The 19,395-nt window shown below is 65.3% G+C and carries 17 protein-coding genes; 7 read left to right on the top strand and 10 right to left on the bottom strand.

Annotated features, from left to right (window positions below):
- Positions 1-51: 51 nt before the first annotated feature.
- The 4 genes from tdh to DEA8626_RS13465 form a co-directional block, all read right to left on the bottom strand.
- On the bottom strand, positions 52-1,077 hold the full coding sequence (gene tdh, locus DEA8626_RS13450) for an L-threonine 3-dehydrogenase (protein WP_181366461.1): 1,026 nt from the start codon (positions 1,075-1,077) through the stop codon (positions 52-54).
- 11 nt (positions 1,078-1,088) lie between these two features.
- Complete coding sequence (locus DEA8626_RS13455; protein ID WP_108853751.1) at positions 1,089-2,279, bottom strand: glycine C-acetyltransferase; 1,191 nt, start codon at positions 2,277-2,279, stop codon at positions 1,089-1,091.
- A gap of 143 nt (positions 2,280-2,422) precedes the next feature.
- Positions 2,423-2,983: a helix-turn-helix domain-containing protein gene (locus DEA8626_RS13460; RefSeq protein WP_108853752.1), complete on the bottom strand. Its 561-nt coding sequence runs from the start codon at positions 2,981-2,983 to the stop codon at positions 2,423-2,425.
- A 31-nt stretch (positions 2,984-3,014) separates the two neighbouring features.
- On the bottom strand, positions 3,015-3,932 hold the full coding sequence (locus DEA8626_RS13465) for a LysR family transcriptional regulator (RefSeq protein ID WP_108853753.1): 918 nt from the start codon (positions 3,930-3,932) through the stop codon (positions 3,015-3,017).
- Positions 3,933-4,029: 97 nt separating this feature from the next.
- On the opposite strand from DEA8626_RS13465, the gene DEA8626_RS13470 reads away from it, so the two are divergent.
- The 6 genes from DEA8626_RS13470 to DEA8626_RS13495 all read left to right on the top strand — a co-directional run bounded on the left by DEA8626_RS13470 (position 4,030) and on the right by DEA8626_RS13495 (position 12,560).
- Positions 4,030-5,235 (top strand): pyridoxal phosphate-dependent aminotransferase, encoded by a 1,206-nt coding sequence (locus DEA8626_RS13470; protein ID WP_108853754.1) that lies wholly within the window; start codon positions 4,030-4,032, stop codon positions 5,233-5,235.
- 8 nt (positions 5,236-5,243) lie between these two features.
- The gene (locus DEA8626_RS13475) at positions 5,244-6,458 is read left to right on the top strand and encodes an acyl-CoA dehydrogenase (RefSeq protein WP_219929199.1); all 1,215 of its coding nucleotides are present in this window, start codon (positions 5,244-5,246) and stop codon (positions 6,456-6,458) included.
- 102 nt (positions 6,459-6,560) lie between these two features.
- Positions 6,561-8,750 carry a thiamine pyrophosphate-dependent enzyme gene (locus tag DEA8626_RS13480; RefSeq protein WP_108853756.1) on the top strand — a complete coding sequence of 730 codons (2,190 nt, stop codon included), beginning with the start codon at positions 6,561-6,563 and terminating at the stop codon, positions 8,748-8,750.
- Entirely contained in the window at positions 8,747-9,784 is a 1,038-nt protein-coding gene (locus tag DEA8626_RS13485; RefSeq protein ID WP_108853757.1) for an acyl carrier protein, read from the top strand. Before DEA8626_RS13480 ends, DEA8626_RS13485 begins: the two co-directional genes overlap by 4 nt.
- A gap of 1 nt (position 9,785) precedes the next feature.
- Positions 9,786-11,285, top strand: coding sequence for an L-piperidine-6-carboxylate dehydrogenase (amaB, locus tag DEA8626_RS13490; RefSeq protein WP_108853758.1), 1,500 nt, complete (start codon positions 9,786-9,788; stop codon positions 11,283-11,285).
- A 192-nt stretch (positions 11,286-11,477) separates the two neighbouring features.
- A complete protein-coding gene (locus DEA8626_RS13495; RefSeq protein ID WP_108853759.1) occupies positions 11,478-12,560 on the top strand; it encodes a saccharopine dehydrogenase family protein in 1,083 nt (360 codons plus the stop codon).
- Positions 12,561-12,690: 130 nt separating this feature from the next.
- On the opposite strand, the gene DEA8626_RS13500 is transcribed toward DEA8626_RS13495, so the two are convergent.
- Together DEA8626_RS13500 and DEA8626_RS13505 are read right to left on the bottom strand one after the other, a co-directional pair.
- The gene (locus tag DEA8626_RS13500; protein WP_108853760.1) at positions 12,691-13,368 is read right to left on the bottom strand and encodes a hypothetical protein; all 678 of its coding nucleotides are present in this window, start codon (positions 13,366-13,368) and stop codon (positions 12,691-12,693) included.
- Positions 13,368-13,829: a hypothetical protein gene (locus DEA8626_RS13505; protein WP_108853761.1), complete on the bottom strand. Its 462-nt coding sequence runs from the start codon at positions 13,827-13,829 to the stop codon at positions 13,368-13,370. Before DEA8626_RS13505 ends, DEA8626_RS13500 begins: the two co-directional genes overlap by 1 nt.
- Before the next feature lie 278 nt (positions 13,830-14,107).
- Between DEA8626_RS13505 and cysK the strand changes: the two genes are divergently transcribed.
- On the top strand, positions 14,108-15,178 hold the full coding sequence (cysK, locus tag DEA8626_RS13510) for a cysteine synthase A (protein ID WP_108853762.1): 1,071 nt from the start codon (positions 14,108-14,110) through the stop codon (positions 15,176-15,178).
- Positions 15,179-15,328: 150 nt separating this feature from the next.
- On the opposite strand, the gene DEA8626_RS13515 is transcribed toward cysK, so the two are convergent.
- From DEA8626_RS13515 to DEA8626_RS13530, 4 genes are all read right to left on the bottom strand, one after another.
- Positions 15,329-15,790, bottom strand: a complete 462-nt coding sequence (locus DEA8626_RS13515) for a P-loop NTPase family protein (protein WP_219929148.1) — start codon at positions 15,788-15,790, stop codon at positions 15,329-15,331.
- Positions 15,791-16,098: 308 nt separating this feature from the next.
- Entirely contained in the window at positions 16,099-17,130 is a 1,032-nt protein-coding gene (locus tag DEA8626_RS13520) for a trans-3-hydroxy-L-proline dehydratase (RefSeq protein ID WP_108853763.1), read from the bottom strand.
- A gap of 10 nt (positions 17,131-17,140) precedes the next feature.
- A complete protein-coding gene (locus DEA8626_RS13525; RefSeq protein ID WP_108853764.1) occupies positions 17,141-18,142 on the bottom strand; it encodes a 4-hydroxyproline epimerase in 1,002 nt (333 codons plus the stop codon).
- Entirely contained in the window at positions 18,139-19,395 is a 1,257-nt protein-coding gene (locus DEA8626_RS13530; protein ID WP_108853765.1) for an NAD(P)/FAD-dependent oxidoreductase, read from the bottom strand. The genes DEA8626_RS13525 and DEA8626_RS13530 overlap by 4 nt, the downstream gene beginning before the upstream one ends.

Below are 19,395 nucleotides of genomic sequence, written 5' to 3' on the forward strand. Positions count from 1 at the left end.
AATGGATTCGGGGCCATGCCATCAGAATTCCCGAGCCATCAAGGGCGGAGCCTAGGTCCAGTCGAGCACGACCTTGCCACTTTTGCCCGAGCGCATGATCTCGAAGCCCTCGCGGAACTCGTCGACGGGGAACCGGTGGGTGATCACCTTGCGGATATCGAGCCCGTTTTCCAGCATCGCGATCATCTTGTACCAGGTCTCGAAGATCTCGCGCCCGTAGACGCCCTTGATCGTGATCGCCTTGAAGACAATGCGGCTCCAGTCGACCGGCGACTTGCCAGGCGGGATACCCAGCATCGCGATCCGCCCGCCCATCACCATGTTCTCGACCATCTGGTCGAGCGCCGCCTGATTGCCCGACATCTCCATGCCCACGTCGAAGCCTTCCTTCATCTTCAAGACACCCTCGACATCGCGAAGGTCCTGCTTGGCGACGTTAACCGGGACCACGTCAGTCACTTGCGCGGCGAGGTCCAGCCGGTCCTGGTTGACGTCGGTGATGACGATGTGCCGGGCGCCGACATGGCGGGCCACCGCGGCGGCCATGATGCCGATGGGTCCCGCGCCGGTGATCAGCACGTCCTCGCCCACCAGATCGAAGCTCAACGCGGTGTGGACTGCGTTGCCCAAGGGATCGAGGATCGCCCCGATCTCGTCATCGATCTCGTCAGGCAGCGGCACGACGTTAAAGGCCGGAAGCTTCAGGTATTCGGCGAATGCGCCCTGCTCGTTCACCCCGATCCCCCGCGTCGCGGGGTCGAGGTGGAACTTGCCGGCCCGGCTCTGGCGCGACTGCTTGCCGATCAGGTGCCCCTCGCCCGAACAGCGCTGGCCGATGGTCAACCCGTCGACGTTGCGGCCGATCTCGACGATCTCGCCCGCGAATTCGTGCCCCGTGACGAGGCCCAGGGGGACAGTCCGCGCCGCCCAGTCGTCCCAGTTCCAGATGTGGATGTCGGTGCCGCAGATCCCGGTCTTGCGGATCCGGATCAGAACGTCGTCCGGTCCGATCTCCGGCACCGCGCGGTGCTCCATCCAGAGCCCCGGCTCCGGCTTCGTCTTCACCAGCGCCTTCATGTCGTTCCGCATCAGATCGCCCCCACCGCCTTGCCCGCGGCCCTGAAGGCCTCGAGCGCCTGATCCAGGTCGTCCCGGGTCAGCTTCGCGTTCATCTGCGTCCGGATGCGCGCCTGGCCCTTCGGCACGACCGGGAAGAAGAAGCCCGAGACGTAGACGCCGCGCTCGTAGAGCTCCGCCGCCATGGCCTGCGCGAGTTTCGCTTCGCCCAGCATCACCGGAATGATCGGATGTTCGCCGGGCAGGAGAGTGAAGCCCGCGTCCGAAAGGCCAGCGCGCCAATAGCGAGCGTTGTCGAATAGCTGCGCCCTCAGATCGTCCGCCGCCTCGACAAGGTCGATGGCAGCGATTCCGGCGGCCACCACGGCAGGCGGCAGCGCATTCGAGAAGAGGTAGGGCCGCGCGCGCTGGCGCAGGAGGTCGATGACGGGCTGCGGTCCGGCGATGTAGCCGCCGAGCGCCCCGCCCAGCGCCTTGCCGAGCGTGCCGGTCAGGATGTCGACCTCGACCCGGGCATGGGCGGGCGTGCCCGCGCCCTTCGGCCCCATGAAGCCGGTCGCGTGGCAGTCGTCGACCATCACGAGTGCGCCGTATGTCTCGGCAAGCGCCACGATTTCCGGCAGCTTCGCGAGGTAGCCGTCCATCGAGAAGACGCCGTCCGTCGCGATCATCACGAACCGCGCGCCATCGGCCCGCGCGGCCTTCAGCTGCGCCTTCAGATCGGCCATGTCGGAATTCGCGTAGCGGTAGCGCCTGGCCTTGCAGAGCCTGATCCCGTCGATGATCGAGGCATGGTTAAGCGCGTCCGAGATGACCGCGTCCTCCGGTCCGAGCAAGGGCTCGAACAGGCCGCCATTCGCATCGAAACAGGCGGCGAAGAGTATGGAATCGTCTTTTCCGAGAAACCGGGCGATCCGTTCCTCAAGCTGCCGGTGCAGATCCTGCGTCCCGCAGATGAAGCGGACCGAGGCCATGCCGAAGCCGTGATCGTCCATCGCCTGTTTCGCTGCCTCGATCAGTGCTGGATGATCGGCGAGACCAAGATAGTTGTTCGCGCAAAGGTTCAGCATGTCGCGTCCCGCAACCGTCACATGCGCCCCCTGCGGCGAGGTGATCAGACGTTCGCGCTTGTATAGGCCGTCGGCCTCGATCCCGTTCAGGATCTCCTCCAGATGGCCGAGGAAGTCAGGTGCTTCCGACATAACAGATGTTCCTCCGGTATGGCAGATTTCTGCCCCGCCCTGATGATGATGTCAAGATGGTGGGTTCCATTCCATCATCCCGGAAACCCCCTCATACTGGCATACCTACTTCGGGCAAACGGGGGGCAGACTCTTCCCCGCCTTCAACTGTTCTGCACGATCAGGATCACCCGCGCAGCACTGCCCTCGGCCTCGATCCGATGCGTCCTGTCAGCGAAGTAGCGCGCCGTGTCGCCGACGCCGAGTCGTTGCACCTCCTCGCCGGACACGACCGTGACCGCACCTTCCAGCACCGTCAAATGTTCCCGGCAGCCTGGCGCGTGCGGGTCGCTGACGAGTTTGCCGCCCGCATCGAAGGCCAGATCGTAGACCTCGTGCTCGCCCGCGGCCTCGGCTGGCGACAGGATGCGGATGCGCACGCCCTGCCCGCGCCCGTTGATCACCGGCGCGGCGTCCGCGCGGATGACCTCGATCCCCGGCGCAGTGCGGCCCTCCAGAAGCCCGGCGAAATCGACTTTGAGCGCCTGAGTTAGGTTCCAGAGCGTCGAGACGGTCGGGCTCGATTCGCCGCGCTCGATCTGGCTGACCATCGAGCGCGACACGCCCGAGAGTTTCGCCACCGCATCTAGGCTCAGACCCTTCGACTTCCGCGCCGACCTCAGCGAAGCGGCAAGTCGGTCGTGAATCTCGGGGCGCGTGTTCATGTCTTGAAATTGGTCTCCTGTCCGGAGAACGTCAACGGGGCAGCATCTCGGTCCCGTCGGGGTCGGCGGCTTCCGACATTAGCCAATCCCGGAAGGCCTGCAGCGGCGGATACCAGGCGCCGACCGAGGGCCAGACGAGGTAGTAGCTGCCCTCGCCCAGGACCGGCCCGCCGAACGCCTGGACGAGCCGCCCGTCGGCCAGTTCGGGCTTGGCGAGAAACTCCGGCAGAAGCGCCACGCCAAGCCCGTGGATCACCGCCTGGATCATCGGCGCGAACTGGTCGAAGAGCATCCCCTGCGGCGCTCGGTCGGTGACGCCGTGGTGGGCAAACCAGGCCGCCCAGGCGTTCGGCCGGGTCTCGAGCTGCAGCAGCGGCAGGCCGATCAGGTCGCGCGCGGCCGAGACCGGATGCGCCGAGAGAAAGGCCGGCGCGCAGCACGCGACGAGTCGTTCATCGAATAGTTGTAAAGACCCTGTTCCAGCCCAATTCCGCTCCCCGAAGTGGATCGCGGCATCGAAGCCTTCCTCGTCGAAGTCGAAGGGCTTGAGCCGGGTTCCGAGGTTGATCGTGATACCCGGATGCTCCGCCAGGAACCTTGGCAGGCGCGGCGCGAGCCAGCGGGTGCCGAAGGTAGGCAGGATGGCGAGCGACAAGGTGCCGCCGCCGGTGCTCGACCGCACCCGCATAGAGCCCCGCGAAATGAGATCGAGCGCCTTGACCACATCCCGGGCATAGGCGAGCGCATGGTCGGTCGGCACGAGCCTGCGCCGCTCCCGCAGAAAGAGCGTCACGCCAAGCTGCGCCTCAAGGTTCTGGATCAGCCGACTCACCGCGCCTTGGGTCAGGTTCAGATCGCGCGCGGCGGCGAGGGTCGAGCCGGTGCGGACGACCGATTCGAACGCCGTGAGCAGGGAAATCGAGGGGAGAAGACGTCGCGGCGTCGCCACCTATGCGCTCCATGCATATAACGACGCCAGAATAGCGGTATTCGCGGGCGAGACAATCGCCCATAATGCATAAAACACACCCCTGCGAGTCCCCGCCATGCCCGACCCGTTCCGCCGCTCCACCCGCATTGACGCGGTCGAACTCTCGGAAATCCTGAAGATTTCGGAACTGGCCGAGGCGCTGAAGCGCGTGGGCCGCGACATCATCACGCTCGGCACAGGCGAGCCGGACTTCCCCACGCCACCGCACGTGATCGAGGCCGCACATCAGGCCGCACGTCGCGGCGAAACGGTCTACACGCTCACCGCCGGCACGATCGAACTCCGCGAGGCCATCGCGGACGGCTGCCAGCGGGAGAACGGCTATCGGCCCGAGATCGGCGAAATCATAGTCTCTACCGGCGCAAAACAGGTCCTCTACAACGCCTTTGCCGCGACTCTCGATCCCGGCGATGAAGTGCTGATCGTCGCGCCCTACTGGACGAGCTATCCCGACATCGTCACGGTCTGTGGCGGCAAACCGGTGGTTCTGCCGACCACGGCCGAGACCGGCTTCCGCATCACGCCCGATCAGCTGCGCGCCGCGATCAGGCCGAAGACACGGTGGCTGCTGTTGAACTCGCCCTCGAACCCTTCGGGCTCTGTGTACTCGGAGACGGACTTCGCCGCGCTCGCCGACGTCCTGCGGGTCGCGCCGCAGGTCGGCATCATGGTCGACGAGATCTACCAGCACATCTCCTACGTGCCGTTCCGCTCGTTCCGCGCGGTCGCGCCAGACCTCGCGGACCACACCCTGATCGTGAACGGCGTGTCGAAGAGCTACGCGATGACCGGTTGGCGCATCGGCTGGGGGATTGGCCCGAAGCGGCTGGCCTCCGCCATGCTCGCGGTCCAGAGCCAGATCACATCGGGCGCGTCCTCCGTCAGCCAGGCCGCGGCTGCCGCCGCGCTGAACGGCGACCAGCAAATGCTGGCCGAGCGCGCAGACGACTTCCGCGAGCGCCGCGACATGCTCGCCGCCGCGCTGAATGCGACCGGCGTCCTCGACTGCCCGTCGGCCGATGGCGCCTTCTACCTCTTTCCCGGCTGCGCCGCCGCGTTCGGGAGGACGACGGCGCAAGGCCGCAAGATCGACAACGACGCCGACTTCTGCGAGGTGCTCCTGGAGGAGCAGGGCGTCGCGCTCGTCCCCGGCCGCGCCTTCGGCACGCCGGGCCATGTCAGGCTCTCCTATGCCTATTCCCGCGCCTCGCTCCATGAGGCCGCCACCCGCATCGCGCGTTTCTGCGCGTCCATGACATGAGGTCCCCGATGAACGTGAACCTGAAGCCGAAAGACGCCCCCGACCTTGCCCGCTTCGACTGGGAAGACGCCTTCCGCCTCGAAGACCAGCTTTCCGAAGAGGAGCGGATGCTGCGCGATGGCGCCCGGGCCTATGCGCAGGAAAAGCTCCAGCCCCGCGTGATCGAGGCCTATCGCGAGGAGAAGACGGACCCCGACATCTTCCGCGAGATGGGCGAGATGGGCCTTCTCGGCGTCACGATCCCCGAGGAATATGGCGGGCTAGGGTCAAACTACGTTTCCTACGGCCTCGTCGCACGCGAGGTGGAGCGGGTCGACTCGGGCTACCGCTCGATGATGTCCGTGCAGTCCTCGCTGGTGATGTACCCGATCTATGCCTACGGGTCCGAGGAGCAGCGCAGGAAGTACCTGCCGAAGCTCGCAACCGGCGAATTCATCGGCTGCTTCGGCCTCACCGAACCCGATGCCGGCTCCGACCCCGCCGGCATGAAGACCCGCGCGACGAAGACTGCGAACGGCTACGTCTTGAACGGGTCCAAGATGTGGATTTCCAACTCGCCGATCGCCGATGTCTTCGTCGTCTGGGCCAAGTCCGACGCCCACGGCGGCAAGATCCGCGGTTTCGTCATTGATAAGGGTATGAAAGGCCTCACGGCGCCGAAGATCGGCGGTAAGCTGAGCTTGCGCGCCTCGATCACCGGCGAGATCGTGATGAAGGATGTCGAGGTCGGCGAGGAGGCACTTCTACCCAATGTCGAAGGACTGAAAGGCCCCTTCGGCTGCCTCAACCGGGCGCGCTACGGGATCAGCTGGGGTGTCCTCGGCGCGGCCGATTTCTGCTGGCACGCGGCGCGGCAATACGGGCTCGACCGCAAGCAGTTCAACCGGCCGCTCGCCCAGACACAGCTCTACCAGAAGAAGCTCGCCGACATGATGACGGAAATCTCGCTCGGCCTTCAGGCGTCCTTGCGCGTCGGACGCCTGATGGACGAGGCCAAGGCCGCACCCGAGATGATCTCCCTCGTCAAGCGCAACAATTGCGGCAAGGCGCTCGACATCGCCCGGATGGCGCGCGACATGCATGGCGGCAACGGCATTCAGGAGGAGTTTCAGGTCATGCGGCACGCGATGAACCTCGAGACCGTCAACACCTATGAGGGCACGCACGACGTCCACGCGCTCATCCTCGGGCGGGCGATCACGGGCTTGCAGGCCTTCTTCTGATTTCTTCTGTTCTAAAATACCTCCGCCGGAGGCTCCCGGCCCATACCTCCGATGCCTCCGGCGGGAGTACTTGGAAACAGAAGAAAACCGAGCGAGAGAAACATGGACCGCGCCGATATCGTTCATGAGAATTTTCTCCGTCGGGTCGCCTCGGGCGATCTGCCGGCGGGCGCAGTGCCGTCCGGGCCCCTCGGGGCGGCGGAGGCGGTCGCGATCTACCGGGCCGGCTGCCTGAGCCGCGCACTCGACCGGCAGAGCCGGGACATGCAGAAGGCCGGGCAGGGCTTCTATACGATCGGATCGTCCGGTCATGAGGGGCTGGCCGCCGTCTCGGCGGCGCTCCGGCCGACAGACATGGCCTTTCTCCACTACCGCGATGCTGCGTTCCAGATCGCGCGCGCGGGACAGGTGCCGGGCCAGTCGATCACTTGGGACATGGCTCTCAGCTTTGCCTGCTCGTCCGAGGACCCGATCTCGGGCGGGCGGCACAAGGTTCTGGGGTCGAAGGCGCTCAACATCCCGCCGCAGACCTCGACCATCGCATCGCATCTGCCGAAGGCGGTCGGTGCCGCCTACGCCATCGGCGCGGCGCGGCGACACAAGCCGGAGCATCGGACGCTGCCCGAAGACGCCATCGTCTATTGCTCCTTCGGCGACGCCTCGGCCAATCATTCGACGGCCCAGGGCGCGTTCAATACGGCGCAGTGGACCGCCTACCAGTCGATCCCGCTGCCTTTGCTCTTCGTCTGCGAGGACAACGGGATCGGGATTTCGACCAAGACGCCGAGGGGCTGGATCGCCGCGACCTTCCAGAACCGGCCAGGGCTGAAGTACTTCCGCTGCAACGGTCTCGATATCTACGAGACGTTCCGAGTGTCGCAGGAGGCCGCGCATTACGTCCGCACCCGCAGGAAACCGACATTTCTCCATATCGGCACGATCCGGCTTTACGGACACGCAGGTGCGGACGTGGCCACGACCTATCTTCCGCGCGAGGAGGTCGAGAGCGAGGAGGCGAACGACCCGCTTCTTCATTCCGTGCGCATGATGGCCGAGGCGGGGGCACTCGGTTCCGCCGAGGCGCTGGCGATCTATGAAGAGACGAACGCGCGCGTGGCGCGCGTCGCGGCGAGGGCGGTGGCGCGGCCGCGGCTCACGACCGCGAAGGACGTGATGACGAGCCTCATTCCGCCGAAGCGCCTGTGCCGCCCGACGAACGGTCCCTCGGCCGAAGCACGCGCCGCGGCGTTCGGGGCGGATCTGAAGGCGATGGAGGAACCCCAGATCATGTCGCGGCTGATCAACTGGGCGCTCACCGACCTGATGCTGGAACATCCCGAGATCGTCATGATGGGCGAGGATGTCGGCCGCAAGGGCGGGGTCTACGGCGTGACGCAGAAGCTCATGAGCCGTTTTGGCCCGGACCGGATGATCGACACGCTTCTCGACGAGCAGTCGATCCTCGGTCTGGCGATCGGCATGGCGCAGAACGGGTTCGTGCCGATGCCGGAGATTCAGTTCCTCGCCTATCTGCACAATGCCGAGGATCAGCTCAGAGGCGAGGCGGCGACCCTGCCGTTCTTCTCGAACGGGCAGTACACAAACCCGATGGTCATCCGGATCGCCGGGCTCGGCTACCAGAAAGGCTTCGGCGGTCATTTCCACAACGACAATTCCGTCGCCGTGATCCGCGACATTCCCGGCGTGATCCTCGCCTGCCCCTCGAACGGGGCCGACGCGGCGCGGATGCTGCGCGAAAGCGTGCGGCTTGCGCGGGAGGAGCAGCGGGTCGTCGTGTTCCTGGAACCCATCGCGCTTTACCCCATGCGGGACCTCCACGGCGAGAGGGACGGCGCCTGGATGAGTGTCTATCCTGCCGGAAACGAGAAAATTCCACTGGGCGAGGTCGGTGTGCACGGTGACGGCGAGGACCTCGCCATTGTCACATTCGGCAACGGCTATTACCTCTCCCGGCAGGTGGAAATGCGGCTGTCCGAAAAGGGCGTGAAGACCCGCATTATCGACCTGCGCTGGCTGTCGCCCCTGCCTGCCGACACGCTGATCGAGGCGGTCAGGGGCGCGAAACGGATCCTGATCGTCGACGAGACACGCCGCTCGGGCGGCATCGCCGAGGCGCTGATGGCGCTTTTCACTGAGCGGACTGACATTCCCCATGCGCGGCTGACGGCCGAGGACAGCTTCATCGCCACGGGACCCGCCTACGCGGCTACTATGCCGTCCGCAGATGCCATCTTTGACACGGCGATGGCGCTCACCGGGGGCAAAACATGAAGAGCGCCGTCGTCATCTGCCCCGGCCGGGGCACCTACACGAAAACCGAGCTCGGCTATCTGAAGCGCCATTTCAACGACCGGGCGCTTCTCGGCGCCTTCGACCGGGCGCGCGCGGCAATGGGGCAGGAGACGCTTTCGGCGCTCGACGGGGCCGCCGCCTATTCCGTCGCCAAGCACACGCGCGGCGACAATGCCTCGGCGCTGATCTACGCGGCGACCTTGGGCGATTTTCGCGCGATCGACGACGGGGGCATCGAGGTCGTTGCAGTTTCCGGCAACTCCATGGGCTGGTATTCCGCGCTCGCCTGCGCCGGCGCGCTTAGTGCCGAAGCGGGTTTCGAAGTCGCGAACACAATGGGCACGCTGATGCAGGAGGCGCTGATCGGCGGCCAGTTGATCCATCCCTTCATGGGCGAGGACTGGAAGCCGAATCCCGAACGGAAGGCGGAGCTCCTGGCGCTCGCGGCTGAGATCGACCGGCGGCCAGCGCATGTTCTCAGGCTGTCGATCGATCTCGGCGGCATGCTCGTCCTGGCCGGAAGCGAGTCGGGGCTCAAGGCGTTTGAGCGCACTGTTCCGCTGGAACAGGGTCGATTTCCGATGCGGATTGCGAACCATGCCGCGTTCCATACGGACCTTCAGGCACCGGTCGCAGAGCGCGGTCGGGCGAGGCTGTCGCCCGACCTCTTCGGCCAGCCGAAGCTGCCGATGATCGACGGGCGGGGTGCTGTCTGGTGGCCCGGCGCGACCGACACGCATGCGCTTTGGGATTACACGCTCGGAGCTCAGGTGACTGAACCCTACGACTTCACCCACGCGATCCGCATCGCGGCGCGTGAATTCGCGCCCGATCTCTTCATCATCACCGGCCCCGGTACGACGCTCGGCGGCGCCGTTGCCCAGTCGCTGATCCTGTCGGATTGGCGCGGCATGGGCTCGAAGACTGATTTCCAGACACGGCAACAGGCGGAGCCGCTCTTGATCTCCATGGGAATGGAATCCCAGCGCGCGGCCGTCACGAAGGGAGACTGACATGACGCATGAAGACGTGCTGAAGGCCGCGGGCCTGGCGAAGGCGGAGCTGACGGGCGGCACGCTCGCGGTCCATTCGCCGATCGACGGGGCCGAAGTGGCGAAGGTGAAGGAAACCGACCCCGTAGACATGGCGAAGGTGATCGCTAAGGCGCAGGAGGCGTTCAGGGCGTGGCGGCAGGTGCCCGCGCCGCGCCGGGGCGAGCTCGTCCGGCTTATGGGCGAGGAACTGCGCGTCTCGAAGGAGGCGCTTGGCGCCGTCGTGACGCTCGAGGCCGGCAAGATCACCTCGGAAGGCCTCGGCGAGGTGCAGGAGATGATCGACATCTGCGACTTCGCCGTCGGCCTCTCGCGCCAGATCTACGGCTTGACCATCGCGTCCGAACGCCCCGGCCACCGCATGATGGAGACCTGGCACCCGATGGGTCCCTGCGCCGTCATCACCGCCTTCAACTTCCCGGTCGCGGTCTGGTCCTGGAACACGGCCCTTGCGCTCGCCTGCGGCGATCCGGTGATCTGGAAGCCGTCGGAAAAGACGCCGCTCACGGCGTTGGCGACGATGAAGATCATGGAGCGCGCGCTGAAGCGGTTCGGCGACGCGCCCGAGGGGCTCGTCCAACTCGTGATCGGCGGGCCCGAGGTCGGCGAGGCGCTGGTGACATCGAAGGACGTGCCCATCGTCTCGGCTACCGGCTCGACCCGCATGGGCGGGATCGTCGGCCCGAAGGTCGCGGCTCGGTTCGGCCGCCCGATCCTCGAGCTCGGCGGCAACAACGCGATGATCGTCGCGCCCTCGGCCGATCTCGACATGGCGGTGCGCGCCATCGTCTTCTCGGCGGTCGGGACGGCGGGCCAGCGCTGCACGTCGCTGCGCCGGCTGATCGTCCACGATTCGATCAAGGAGGACCTGGTGGGCAAGCTGACCAAGGCCTATGCCAGCCTGCCGATCGGCGATCCCCGCAAGGAGGGCGTGCTCGTCGGGCCGCTCATCGACCATGCCTCGCGCGACCGGATGCAGTCGGCGCTCGAGAAGGCGAAGTCCGAAGGCGGCAGCGTCCATGGCGGCAAAGTCGTGGCCGAAGGCGTGCCGCAGGGCGGCGCCTATGTCGCCCCGGCCATCGCCGAGATGCCGGAACAGACCGAAACGGTGAAGACCGAGACCTTCGCGCCGATCCTCTACGTCCTCGGATACGACACGATCGACGAGGCGATCCGGCTCCACAACGACGTGCCGCAGGGGCTTTCCTCCTGCATCTTCACGCTCAACATGCGCGAGGCGGAGACCTTCCTGTCGGCCACCGGCTCGGACTGCGGCATCGCCAACGTCAATATCGGCCCGTCCGGCGCCGAGATCGGCGGCGCCTTCGGCGGCGAGAAGGAGACGGGCGGTGGCCGCGAAAGCGGCTCGGACGCCTGGAAGGCCTACATGCGCCGCCAGACGAACACGGTTAACTACTCGGCTGAGTTGCCGCTGGCGCAGGGAGTGAAGTTCGACTTCTGAGTCGTCTCTGAATCACCCCAACTACTCTGCGGTCCGGCCCGTCAAAATGACGCGCCGGGCCGTCACATGTATGAGCCCGGCTGCGAAATTCGTCGGAATGACCGGAGAAATCGCCAACGCCACGGGCGATTCTGACACAGAGTGAACGCGCAGCGCCGGCCGGCAACGCGGTCGGATAGAGAGGGAAGTTTCATGTCATTCAGCAAGATCGCGGTGCTCGGACTGGGCAAGGTGGGCCATCTCGCGGCGGAGCTGCTGGCCGAGGCGGGATTCGCCGTGACGGGAGTAGATGCCCGTGCCGTCTCGGGCTGCCCCTTCCCTGTGAAGACAACGGATTTGGCCGATCCCGATGGTCTGAACGATGTGCTGAAAGATCAGGAGGCGGTACTCTCCTGCCTGCCCTACCACCTGAATTCCGGCGTCTCGACCGTTGCCCATGGCCTCGGCATCCACTACTTCGACCTGACCGAGGACGTGCCCACGACGAAGCACATCCGCGACCTCGCCGAGACGGCCAAGGGCGTAATGGCCCCGCAATGCGGCCTCGCCCCCGGCTTCGTCGGCATCGTCGGCGCGCATCTGGCCCAGATGTTCGAGAAGGTCCGCTCGATCCGCCTCCGCGTCGGTGCGCTGCCGCAGAACCCGACGGGGCTTCTCGGCTACGCCTTCAACTGGTCGCCCGAGGGCGTCGTGAATGAGTATCTCAACGACTGCGAGGTGATCGAGGAGGGCGTGCACAAGACCGTCTCGGCGATGGAATGGCTCGAAACCATCTATATCGACGGCGTGAAGTTAGAGGCCTTCACCACCTCCGGCGGGCTTGGCACGATGTGCGAGACTTACGCCGACCATATCGAGAACCTCGACTACAAGACCATGCGCTATCCGGGCCACGTACAGCTCATGAACTTCTTCTTCCACGAACTGCTTATGCGCGAAAACCGCGAAATGGCGGGCCAGATCCTGACCCATGCCAAACCGCCGGTGGACGAGGATGTGGTCTATGTCCATGTCGCGGCCGAAGGCTGGACCGAGGGGCAGCTGAGGCGCAAGGAGTACGTCCGCGCCTACTATCCGCTGGAGATCGCCGGCAAGCGGCGCACCGCGATCGCCTGGACGACCTCGGCCTCCGTCGTCGCCGTGATCGAGATGGTGCGGGACGGGCTATTGCCCGCAAAAGGGTTCCTCAAGCAGGAGGACATCCCGCTCCTGCCCTATCTCGAGACGCGGACCGGCCGCTACTACAAAACAGGCCACAGGGGCCGCGGCAGCTGAGGCGAACGTGCAACCAGAACCGGGCGCGTTCACCAGGTCCGAAGCGGCGTGAAGGTGGCATGTGGGTACGGCGCGAGGAGTGCATTGCGAACCCGACAGCGTGGGCGACGCATGTTGAATGACAAGCGGGTCAGCCGGCGAACAAGCTCGGACCGAACAGAAGAACCGCCAGCGGCACAGGCGCGACGGCGATCGCCACAGTCAGAACAAACCATGGCAGGTAGAACAACCGGCTGGCCCCCGCAATAATGGCGATCCCCCCGCCACCGCCAATCACGAAGTTTCCGGGTAGGTTGATCAGAACGGCCAAGACTATGTAGCGGTTTTGAAGCAGGGTGCGCGGCAGTCGATTGGGCGAAGTGGACAGCAGGACTTGCAGCTTTTCGGCGTCGGGTACGGCATCGAAGCGCCTCAGCAGGGTTTCGCACTGGGTCAGATGCAAATCGCGACTGAAGCGTATCAGGGTCGTGATCGGAATCGTCAGACCGATCAGGAATGCTATGTTCAGGCCCGCGACGGTACACAGATAGACCAGCGGGACTATCTCGACCCCCATAGCCGCCATGAGCCCCAAGCCAATCTCCACGCCCGGCACGAACGGGATAGCAAGCGCAATCGCGTAGACTGCCGCGAACGTCATGATCATGCGGTGAACCGTATCCTCATTGCTCGGCCGGATGTCGACGTTCAGAGAATCACGAACAAAATAGAAGGCGTGATTTGCGGCAACGATCAGTACGATCAGCCCTGCAATCCGGACAATCGCACGAACCGGCCGCCTGTCGCTTTTGCCCGCCTCTTCCGGCATTACCTGTCTTCGGCTATCAATCGCGGAGCGCTGTTAAGCCGGGCCTCGAATGCGAATTCGCGCTCGATGCTCCAGTACCAGCGGCGCATCTTCCAAGTGGCGGTACCTTCGATCCGGTCGGATTCGACTGTTTCTCTCCAGGTGATCGTCGCGTCCTTGTCCGGAAACCGCGTTATGCTTTCAGAGCGCCAGCCTCCGTCCGTCTTCTGCGCCTTGTAGGGCCGCGCGGGATAGTCGCAACGCAACTCGCATTCCTTCGAAACGAACGTTCCGTTCGCGAAGACGAACGTATCCTCGACATCTTTTGGCTGCCCGTCGGGGCCCAACACGCCATTGAACGACATTCCGTCCAGCGGCCCAGGACCCTCAGGTTGAAATCTGTCGATGCGGGCGAGCCTATCGCCGATACGGTCAGAGGTGAATGCCGCCGCCAGCCCTGTCGCGGCAACAGCGAGCGCCACAAGCGTAATTCCTCGTTTCAAGGGCATACCGGAAGAATACCAGAATAAGCGAAGTATCCATAATCACGACCTGAAAGCGCATCCAGCCGCGGGCCAAGGGAATGGAGGGCTATCCCGAACATTATCCGGATGGCGCGACGAAACGGCGGCTTCGCCCGTTTCACGCGTGAATTCGGCGCTCTTTCTCAACCGCCCGTCAGTCGATGTCCGAAGGGTGTGAGCCGTGCCCGCATCCTGATATCGTCGTCCCGACGGGTATCCGGTTTGGGAGGGACATCATGACGATCAGAACGACGAACGGACGTGGACGGCTTTTCGCCAGCGTCCTCGACACGATCGGCGACACACCGGTGATCCGCGTGAACAATCTCGGCCCCGACAATGTTACGATCTACGTGAAGGCCGAGGCCTACAATCCAGCCGCCTCGGTGAAGGACCGGCTCGCCGTCAACATAATCGAGGCGGCAGAGCGCGAGGGCCAGCTGAAGCCGGGTCAGACGGTCATCGAGGCGACTTCGGGCAATACCGGCATCGGGCTCGCCATGGTCTGCGCCCAGAAAGGCTATCCGCTGGTCGTGACAATGTCTGACAGTTTCTCGGTCGAGCGGCGGAGACTCATGCGCATTCTCGGTGCCAAGGTCGTGCTGACCCCGCGCGCCGAGAAAGGGACGGGCATGTACAACAAGGCCGTCGAACTCGCCAAGAAGCACGGCTGGTTCCTCGCCCGCCAATTCGAGACGAAGGACAATGCCGACATCCACGAGGCGACGACGGCGCGCGAGATCCTCGGCGATTTCGCGGGCCAGCGGCTCGATTATTTTGTCACCGGTTACGGCACCGGCGGAACACTCACGGGCGTGGGGCGCGTGCTGAGGAAGGAGCGGCCCGAAACGAAGATCATCCTGTCCGAACCCGCCAACGCGGCGCTGGTCGCGAGCGGAACCCCCCAGGAGCGGGGCCCGGACGGCGCACCGGCCAGCAGCCACCCCGCCTTCGAGCCGCACCCGATCCAAGGCTGGACCCCCGACTTCATCCCCGCTGTCCTGCAGGAGGGCCTCGACAAGGGCTTCTACGACGAGCTGATCCCGGTGTCCGGGGCCGAGGGGATCGATTGGGCGCGCAAGCTCGCGCAGAAGGAGGGCATCTTCACCGGCATTTCCGGCGGGTCCACATTCGCGATCGCGATCCGGGTCGCAGAGAAGGCCGCGCCGGGCTCGGTGATTCTCGCCGTGCTGCCCGATACGGGCGAGCGTTATCTGACAACCCCGCTTTTTGAGGGCATACCCGAGGACATGGACGACGAGGAGCTGGAGATCTCGCTTTCCACGCCCAACCATCAGATGGGCTGAGCGGATTTCACGCGCGAAAAGATCGGCCACCGTCTGAAGGAAAAGGGTTTTCTGCTAATCCTTTTGAGACCCCTTCACACGCCCGGATCGTTTCTCAGTGTTTGTCCACTTTGCGGGACGAAGTGAGCTTTCGCTGCGGCTGCGCCAATGTCAGGTTCCGGGAATGAGTAAGTCGAATTCCCTACGCGATCTTAGAACCGTCACCGGCACGTTCGGGCCAAATCGGTCTATTTGCTTCACGAACTCGGGCGCAGATTTACGTTCAAAATTCCAGATGTAAGAGAGAAATTCTCGATCAGGAAACGGCTCTGGACATCCTTCGGCTATCGCCACCCGTACCGTGCCGTAGTTCTTCACAACGCGTTTTGCAACGCCAAGAATTGCGACAAAACGAGGGACACGCAACCAAATAATCAGTTCCGCCCTTGGCACACGAATGTCAAAAGTTGACGCTCCACTGCCGTCCATAACCCATCTATCTCGCTCCACGAATTCTTGGAGGAGCAGTCTTTGTTCCTCACGATTTCGGACCTGCCATCCGGGGAGCCAGCGCACATCACGGTCGATTGATTGATACTCAAGCGCACAACTCTGAGCCAGTTTGAGTGCCAAGGTAGTCTTCCCGCCACCAGAACACCCAATCACTAGGACACGCTGTGCTTGGCGCAAAATGTCTTGTGCCTCGTTGGGGGGAACATAGTTTGGCATACAGCCTGTCTAACAAGCACGTCGATCCGGCGGTAGAGGCGGTTTCTTCGTTCAAGTGAGCCATTCGGACAGGATGCAGCATCCTGTAAAATGGGCTCGAAGCGGACAAACGAGGATCTACAGCGTCGCAAGACATATGTGCGTCATGACGGACGCACAGCCACGCAACAGATTGTCTTGCCGAGAAGCCTCGCGGTTCGGAGGCCGTCGGATCAGCCCCGCGCGCCCCAGGTGTCGGACAGGCGGTAGCCGCCCGGCCAGGGATCGGACGGATCGAGCATGTGCTGGTGAATGCCAGTGATCCAGCCGCGGCCGGAAATCTCGGGCACGATGGCGGGGCGGTCCGCGACCTCGGTCAGGGCGGCGATCCGGCCACTGAATTGGCTGTCGATAATCGATCGTGCTGCCAGGGTCTGCCCCTGGGCCATGATCCCCATTGCATGAAGCACTGCCATGCGCGCCGACACGCCCGTCCCGGTGGGCGACCGATCCACCTTGCCGGGCTGGATCGCGACGGCTGAGCGGGTCTTAAAGCCCGTTTCAGAAGGTTCCAGCGGACCGGCGAAGAGACAGAAGGAAATATGGTCCCAACCGGTGTGCTCGGGATGCGAGAAGCCGAGCTGTGCATTCGCGGCGTCGGTGATCCGGACCCCAAGCCGGGCGATGTCGCGTGCCTCGTCCGGTGTGATCGCGATGCCGAGTTCAGCGGCGTCGATGATGACGAAGCTGTCGCCACCAAAGGCGGTGTCGACGGTGAGTGTTCCGAGACCCTCGACGTCGAGCTTCGCGCCGAGGCGGTCGGCGAAGGACGGCAGGTTCCTCACCGTGATCCGTTCGGCTTTGCCGTCGCGGCAGTCGGCGCGCACCCGGACAAGGCCGCCCGGCGCTTCCAGCGTCAGCTCGGTGACGGGTTCCGTCATCGGCAGGATGCCGGAATCGAGAAGCACGGTCGCTACGCAGATCGAGTTCGAGCCGGACATAGGCGGGGTATCTTCAGGCTCCATGATGATGAAGCCCATCTGTGCGTCGGGATGCTTCGGCGGCACCAGAAGGTTCACGTGCCGGAACACACCGCCCCTCGGTTCGTTCAGCATGAAGGCCCGGAGCGCTCCGTCCTCGGCGATGAAGCGGCGCTGCTCCCAGAGAGTTGCGCCGGGAGGCGGCGCGACGCCGCCGACGATGACGTCACCGACCTCGCCCTCGGCATGGGCGGAGATGACGTGGATTGTTTTGGTGGTGCGCATGTCCCGTCTCTCAGATCACGACGAAACCATGCGCGAAGGGGTCGCGGTCGTCGATGAAGATGGTGTTGTAACCCGTCACCCGCGCCCAGCCCGCAACCGAGGGGATGATCGCGCCGTGATTGCCCACCTTCGCATGCCCCTCGATGCGGCCCTTGAAGAGCGAGCCAATGATGCTTTCGTGGACGAAGTCCTCCCCTTCGGCCAGCCGCCCCTTCGCCGCCCACTGTGCCATCCGCGCAGAGGTGCCGGTGCCGCACGGCGACCGGTCGATGGCCTTCTCGCCGTAGAACACGGCGTTGCGGGCGGTGGCTTCGGGGTGTCTGGGCGCGCCGGTCCAGAGGATGTGGCTGAGGCCGGCAATCTCGGGCTTTTCGGGGTGGGTGAAGGTATACTTCTTGTTGAGCGCAGCGCGGAGCTTCGGACTCCACCCGACAAGGTCGATTGCACAATGGTCCCCGATGTCGCGGAAGGTCTCCTGGCTTTCGACGATGGCGTAGAAGTTGCCGCCATAGGCGACGTCGACGGTGATCGCGCCGAGGCCTTCGACCTCCGCCGTCAGTCCCTCGGCGTGGAGGTAGGCGGGAACGTTCGTGAGCCGCACCTCCTCGACGAACCGGCCCTCCTGCCGGTACTCGGCGGTGACGGGGCCGGCAGGCGTGTCGAGGCGGAGGACGCCGGGCGTCCTCGGCGTGACGAGACCGTTCTCGATGGCCGTCGTGACGGTGCCGATCGTGCCGTGGCCGCACATCGGCAGGCAGCCGGAGGTCTCGATGAAGAGCACGCCGGTGTCGCAGTCGTCGCGCGTCGGCGGGTAGAGGATCGCGCCGGACATCACGTCGTGCCCGCGCGGCTCGTACATGAGCCCGGTGCGGATCCAGTCGTACTCGGCGAGGAAATGCGCGCGCCTTTCGAGCATGGTCTTGCCCTGAAGCTGCGGCGCGCCGCCCGCGACGAGGCGGACGGGATTGCCGCAGGTATGGCCGTCGATGCAGAGGAAAGTGTGGCTGGTCATGGTAGGCCCCTGAAGCGGCCGGGCGAAAAGGCGGCGATGTCGATGGGCGGCGGCGTGCCGGTCAGGAGATCGGCCACGATCCGCGCGGTCGCGGTCGACTGGGTGAGCCCGAGATGGCCGTGGCCAAAGGCATGGATGACCTCTGGCGCGCGCGGGCTTTCTCCGATCGCCGGGAGCGTGTCGGGCAGCGACGGGCGGAAGCCCATCCATTCGCGTCCGCCCTCGGCCTCGAGCCCCGGCAGGAAATCCGCGGCCTTCCTCAGCATCGCCCGCGCCCGGGTGAAGTTCGGCGGCAGGTCGAGCCCGCCGAGTTCCACCGCGCCGCCGATGCGGATGCCGGTGGAGAGAGGGGAGGCGACGAAGCCGTGTTCGGCGAAGGTGATGTGGCAGCGGAGGTCGCATGCGCCCGGGGGCAGCGTGGTGTTGTAGCCGCGCTCGGTCTCGAGCGGGATGCGGTCGCCGATGGTGCGGGCGATGCGGTGGGAATGCGCCCCGGCGGCGAGGACGATCCGCCCGGCTTCGAGCCTGCGGCCGTCGGTGGTGAGGACCGCCGTCTGGCCGGCAAGGCTGATGGCGCGGGCCTCCGCCCGCTCCAGCGCTCCGCCCCGGTCGCGAAACGTCTCGGCCAGCGCCTCGACGTAGAGCTTGGGGTCGGCGACCGACCACCAGTCGGGCGTGAAGATGGCGTGGCCGAAGCGGGGCGCGAGGCCGGGCTGGATGGCGGCGATCTCGTCCCCCCCGGCGAGGTGCCGGAAGGTGAAGCCGTGGCGCGCGGCCGCGTCACAGGCGCGGCGCGCGGCGTCGAAGGCCCGCGCAGTCTCATAGACCTGGATCTGCCCGTTCCGCTGCAACATCGGCAGCGTCCCGGTCGCGGCCATGAACGGCTCGACCGACGTGCGCGCCAGCGTCATCAGCGCCGCCTGAGCGGCGGTGGAGCGCGCGACCCGGTGCGGCAGGCTCGCCACCGCGAAGCGCAGCATCCAGGGCGCGATTCGGGCCGTGTAGCGCGGCGGCACCGAGAGCGGACCGAGCGGATCGAGGAGCCAGGCGGGCGACTTCAGGAGCGTCGCGGGCGAAGCGAGCGGCTGGATCTCGGTGAAGGCGAAGGCGGCGGCATTGCCGGCCGACGCGCCCGCCGCAGGACCCTCGCGGTCGATGACCGTGACGGTCAGCCCGCGCGCTAGCGCCTCATGCGCGATGGAAAGGCCGATGACGCCCGCGCCGATGATCAGAACGTCGGGGCGGGCGGTCAT

The organism is Defluviimonas aquaemixtae (genome assembly GCF_900302475.1).
Classification (GTDB): Bacteria; Pseudomonadota; Alphaproteobacteria; order Rhodobacterales; family Rhodobacteraceae; genus Albidovulum; species Albidovulum aquaemixtae.

Bases quoted from the DNA above. Each gene is read 5' to 3' on its own strand.
- tdh (WP_181366461.1), bottom strand. From the start codon at position 1,077: ATGAAGGCGCTGGTGAAGACGAAGCCGGAGCCGGGGCTCTGGATGGAG.
- DEA8626_RS13455 (WP_108853751.1), bottom strand. From the start codon at position 2,279: ATGTCGGAAGCACCTGACTTCCTCGGCCATCTGGAGGAGATCCTGAAC.
- DEA8626_RS13460 (WP_108853752.1), bottom strand. From the start codon at position 2,983: ATGAACACGCGCCCCGAGATTCACGACCGACTTGCCGCTTCGCTGAGG.
- DEA8626_RS13470 (WP_108853754.1), top strand. From the start codon at position 4,030: ATGCCCGACCCGTTCCGCCGCTCCACCCGCATTGACGCGGTCGAACTC.
- DEA8626_RS13475 (WP_219929199.1), top strand. From the start codon at position 5,244: ATGAACGTGAACCTGAAGCCGAAAGACGCCCCCGACCTTGCCCGCTTC.
- DEA8626_RS13480 (WP_108853756.1), top strand. From the start codon at position 6,561: ATGGACCGCGCCGATATCGTTCATGAGAATTTTCTCCGTCGGGTCGCC.
- DEA8626_RS13485 (WP_108853757.1), top strand. From the start codon at position 8,747: ATGAAGAGCGCCGTCGTCATCTGCCCCGGCCGGGGCACCTACACGAAA.
- amaB (WP_108853758.1), top strand. From the start codon at position 9,786: ATGACGCATGAAGACGTGCTGAAGGCCGCGGGCCTGGCGAAGGCGGAG.
- DEA8626_RS13495 (WP_108853759.1), top strand. From the start codon at position 11,478: ATGTCATTCAGCAAGATCGCGGTGCTCGGACTGGGCAAGGTGGGCCAT.
- DEA8626_RS13500 (WP_108853760.1), bottom strand. From the start codon at position 13,368: ATGCCGGAAGAGGCGGGCAAAAGCGACAGGCGGCCGGTTCGTGCGATT.
- cysK (WP_108853762.1), top strand. From the start codon at position 14,108: ATGACGATCAGAACGACGAACGGACGTGGACGGCTTTTCGCCAGCGTC.
- DEA8626_RS13520 (WP_108853763.1), bottom strand. From the start codon at position 17,130: ATGCGCACCACCAAAACAATCCACGTCATCTCCGCCCATGCCGAGGGC.
- DEA8626_RS13525 (WP_108853764.1), bottom strand. From the start codon at position 18,142: ATGACCAGCCACACTTTCCTCTGCATCGACGGCCATACCTGCGGCAAT.
- DEA8626_RS13530 (WP_108853765.1), bottom strand. From the start codon at position 19,395: ATGACCGCCCGCCCCGACGTTCTGATCATCGGCGCGGGCGTCATCGGC.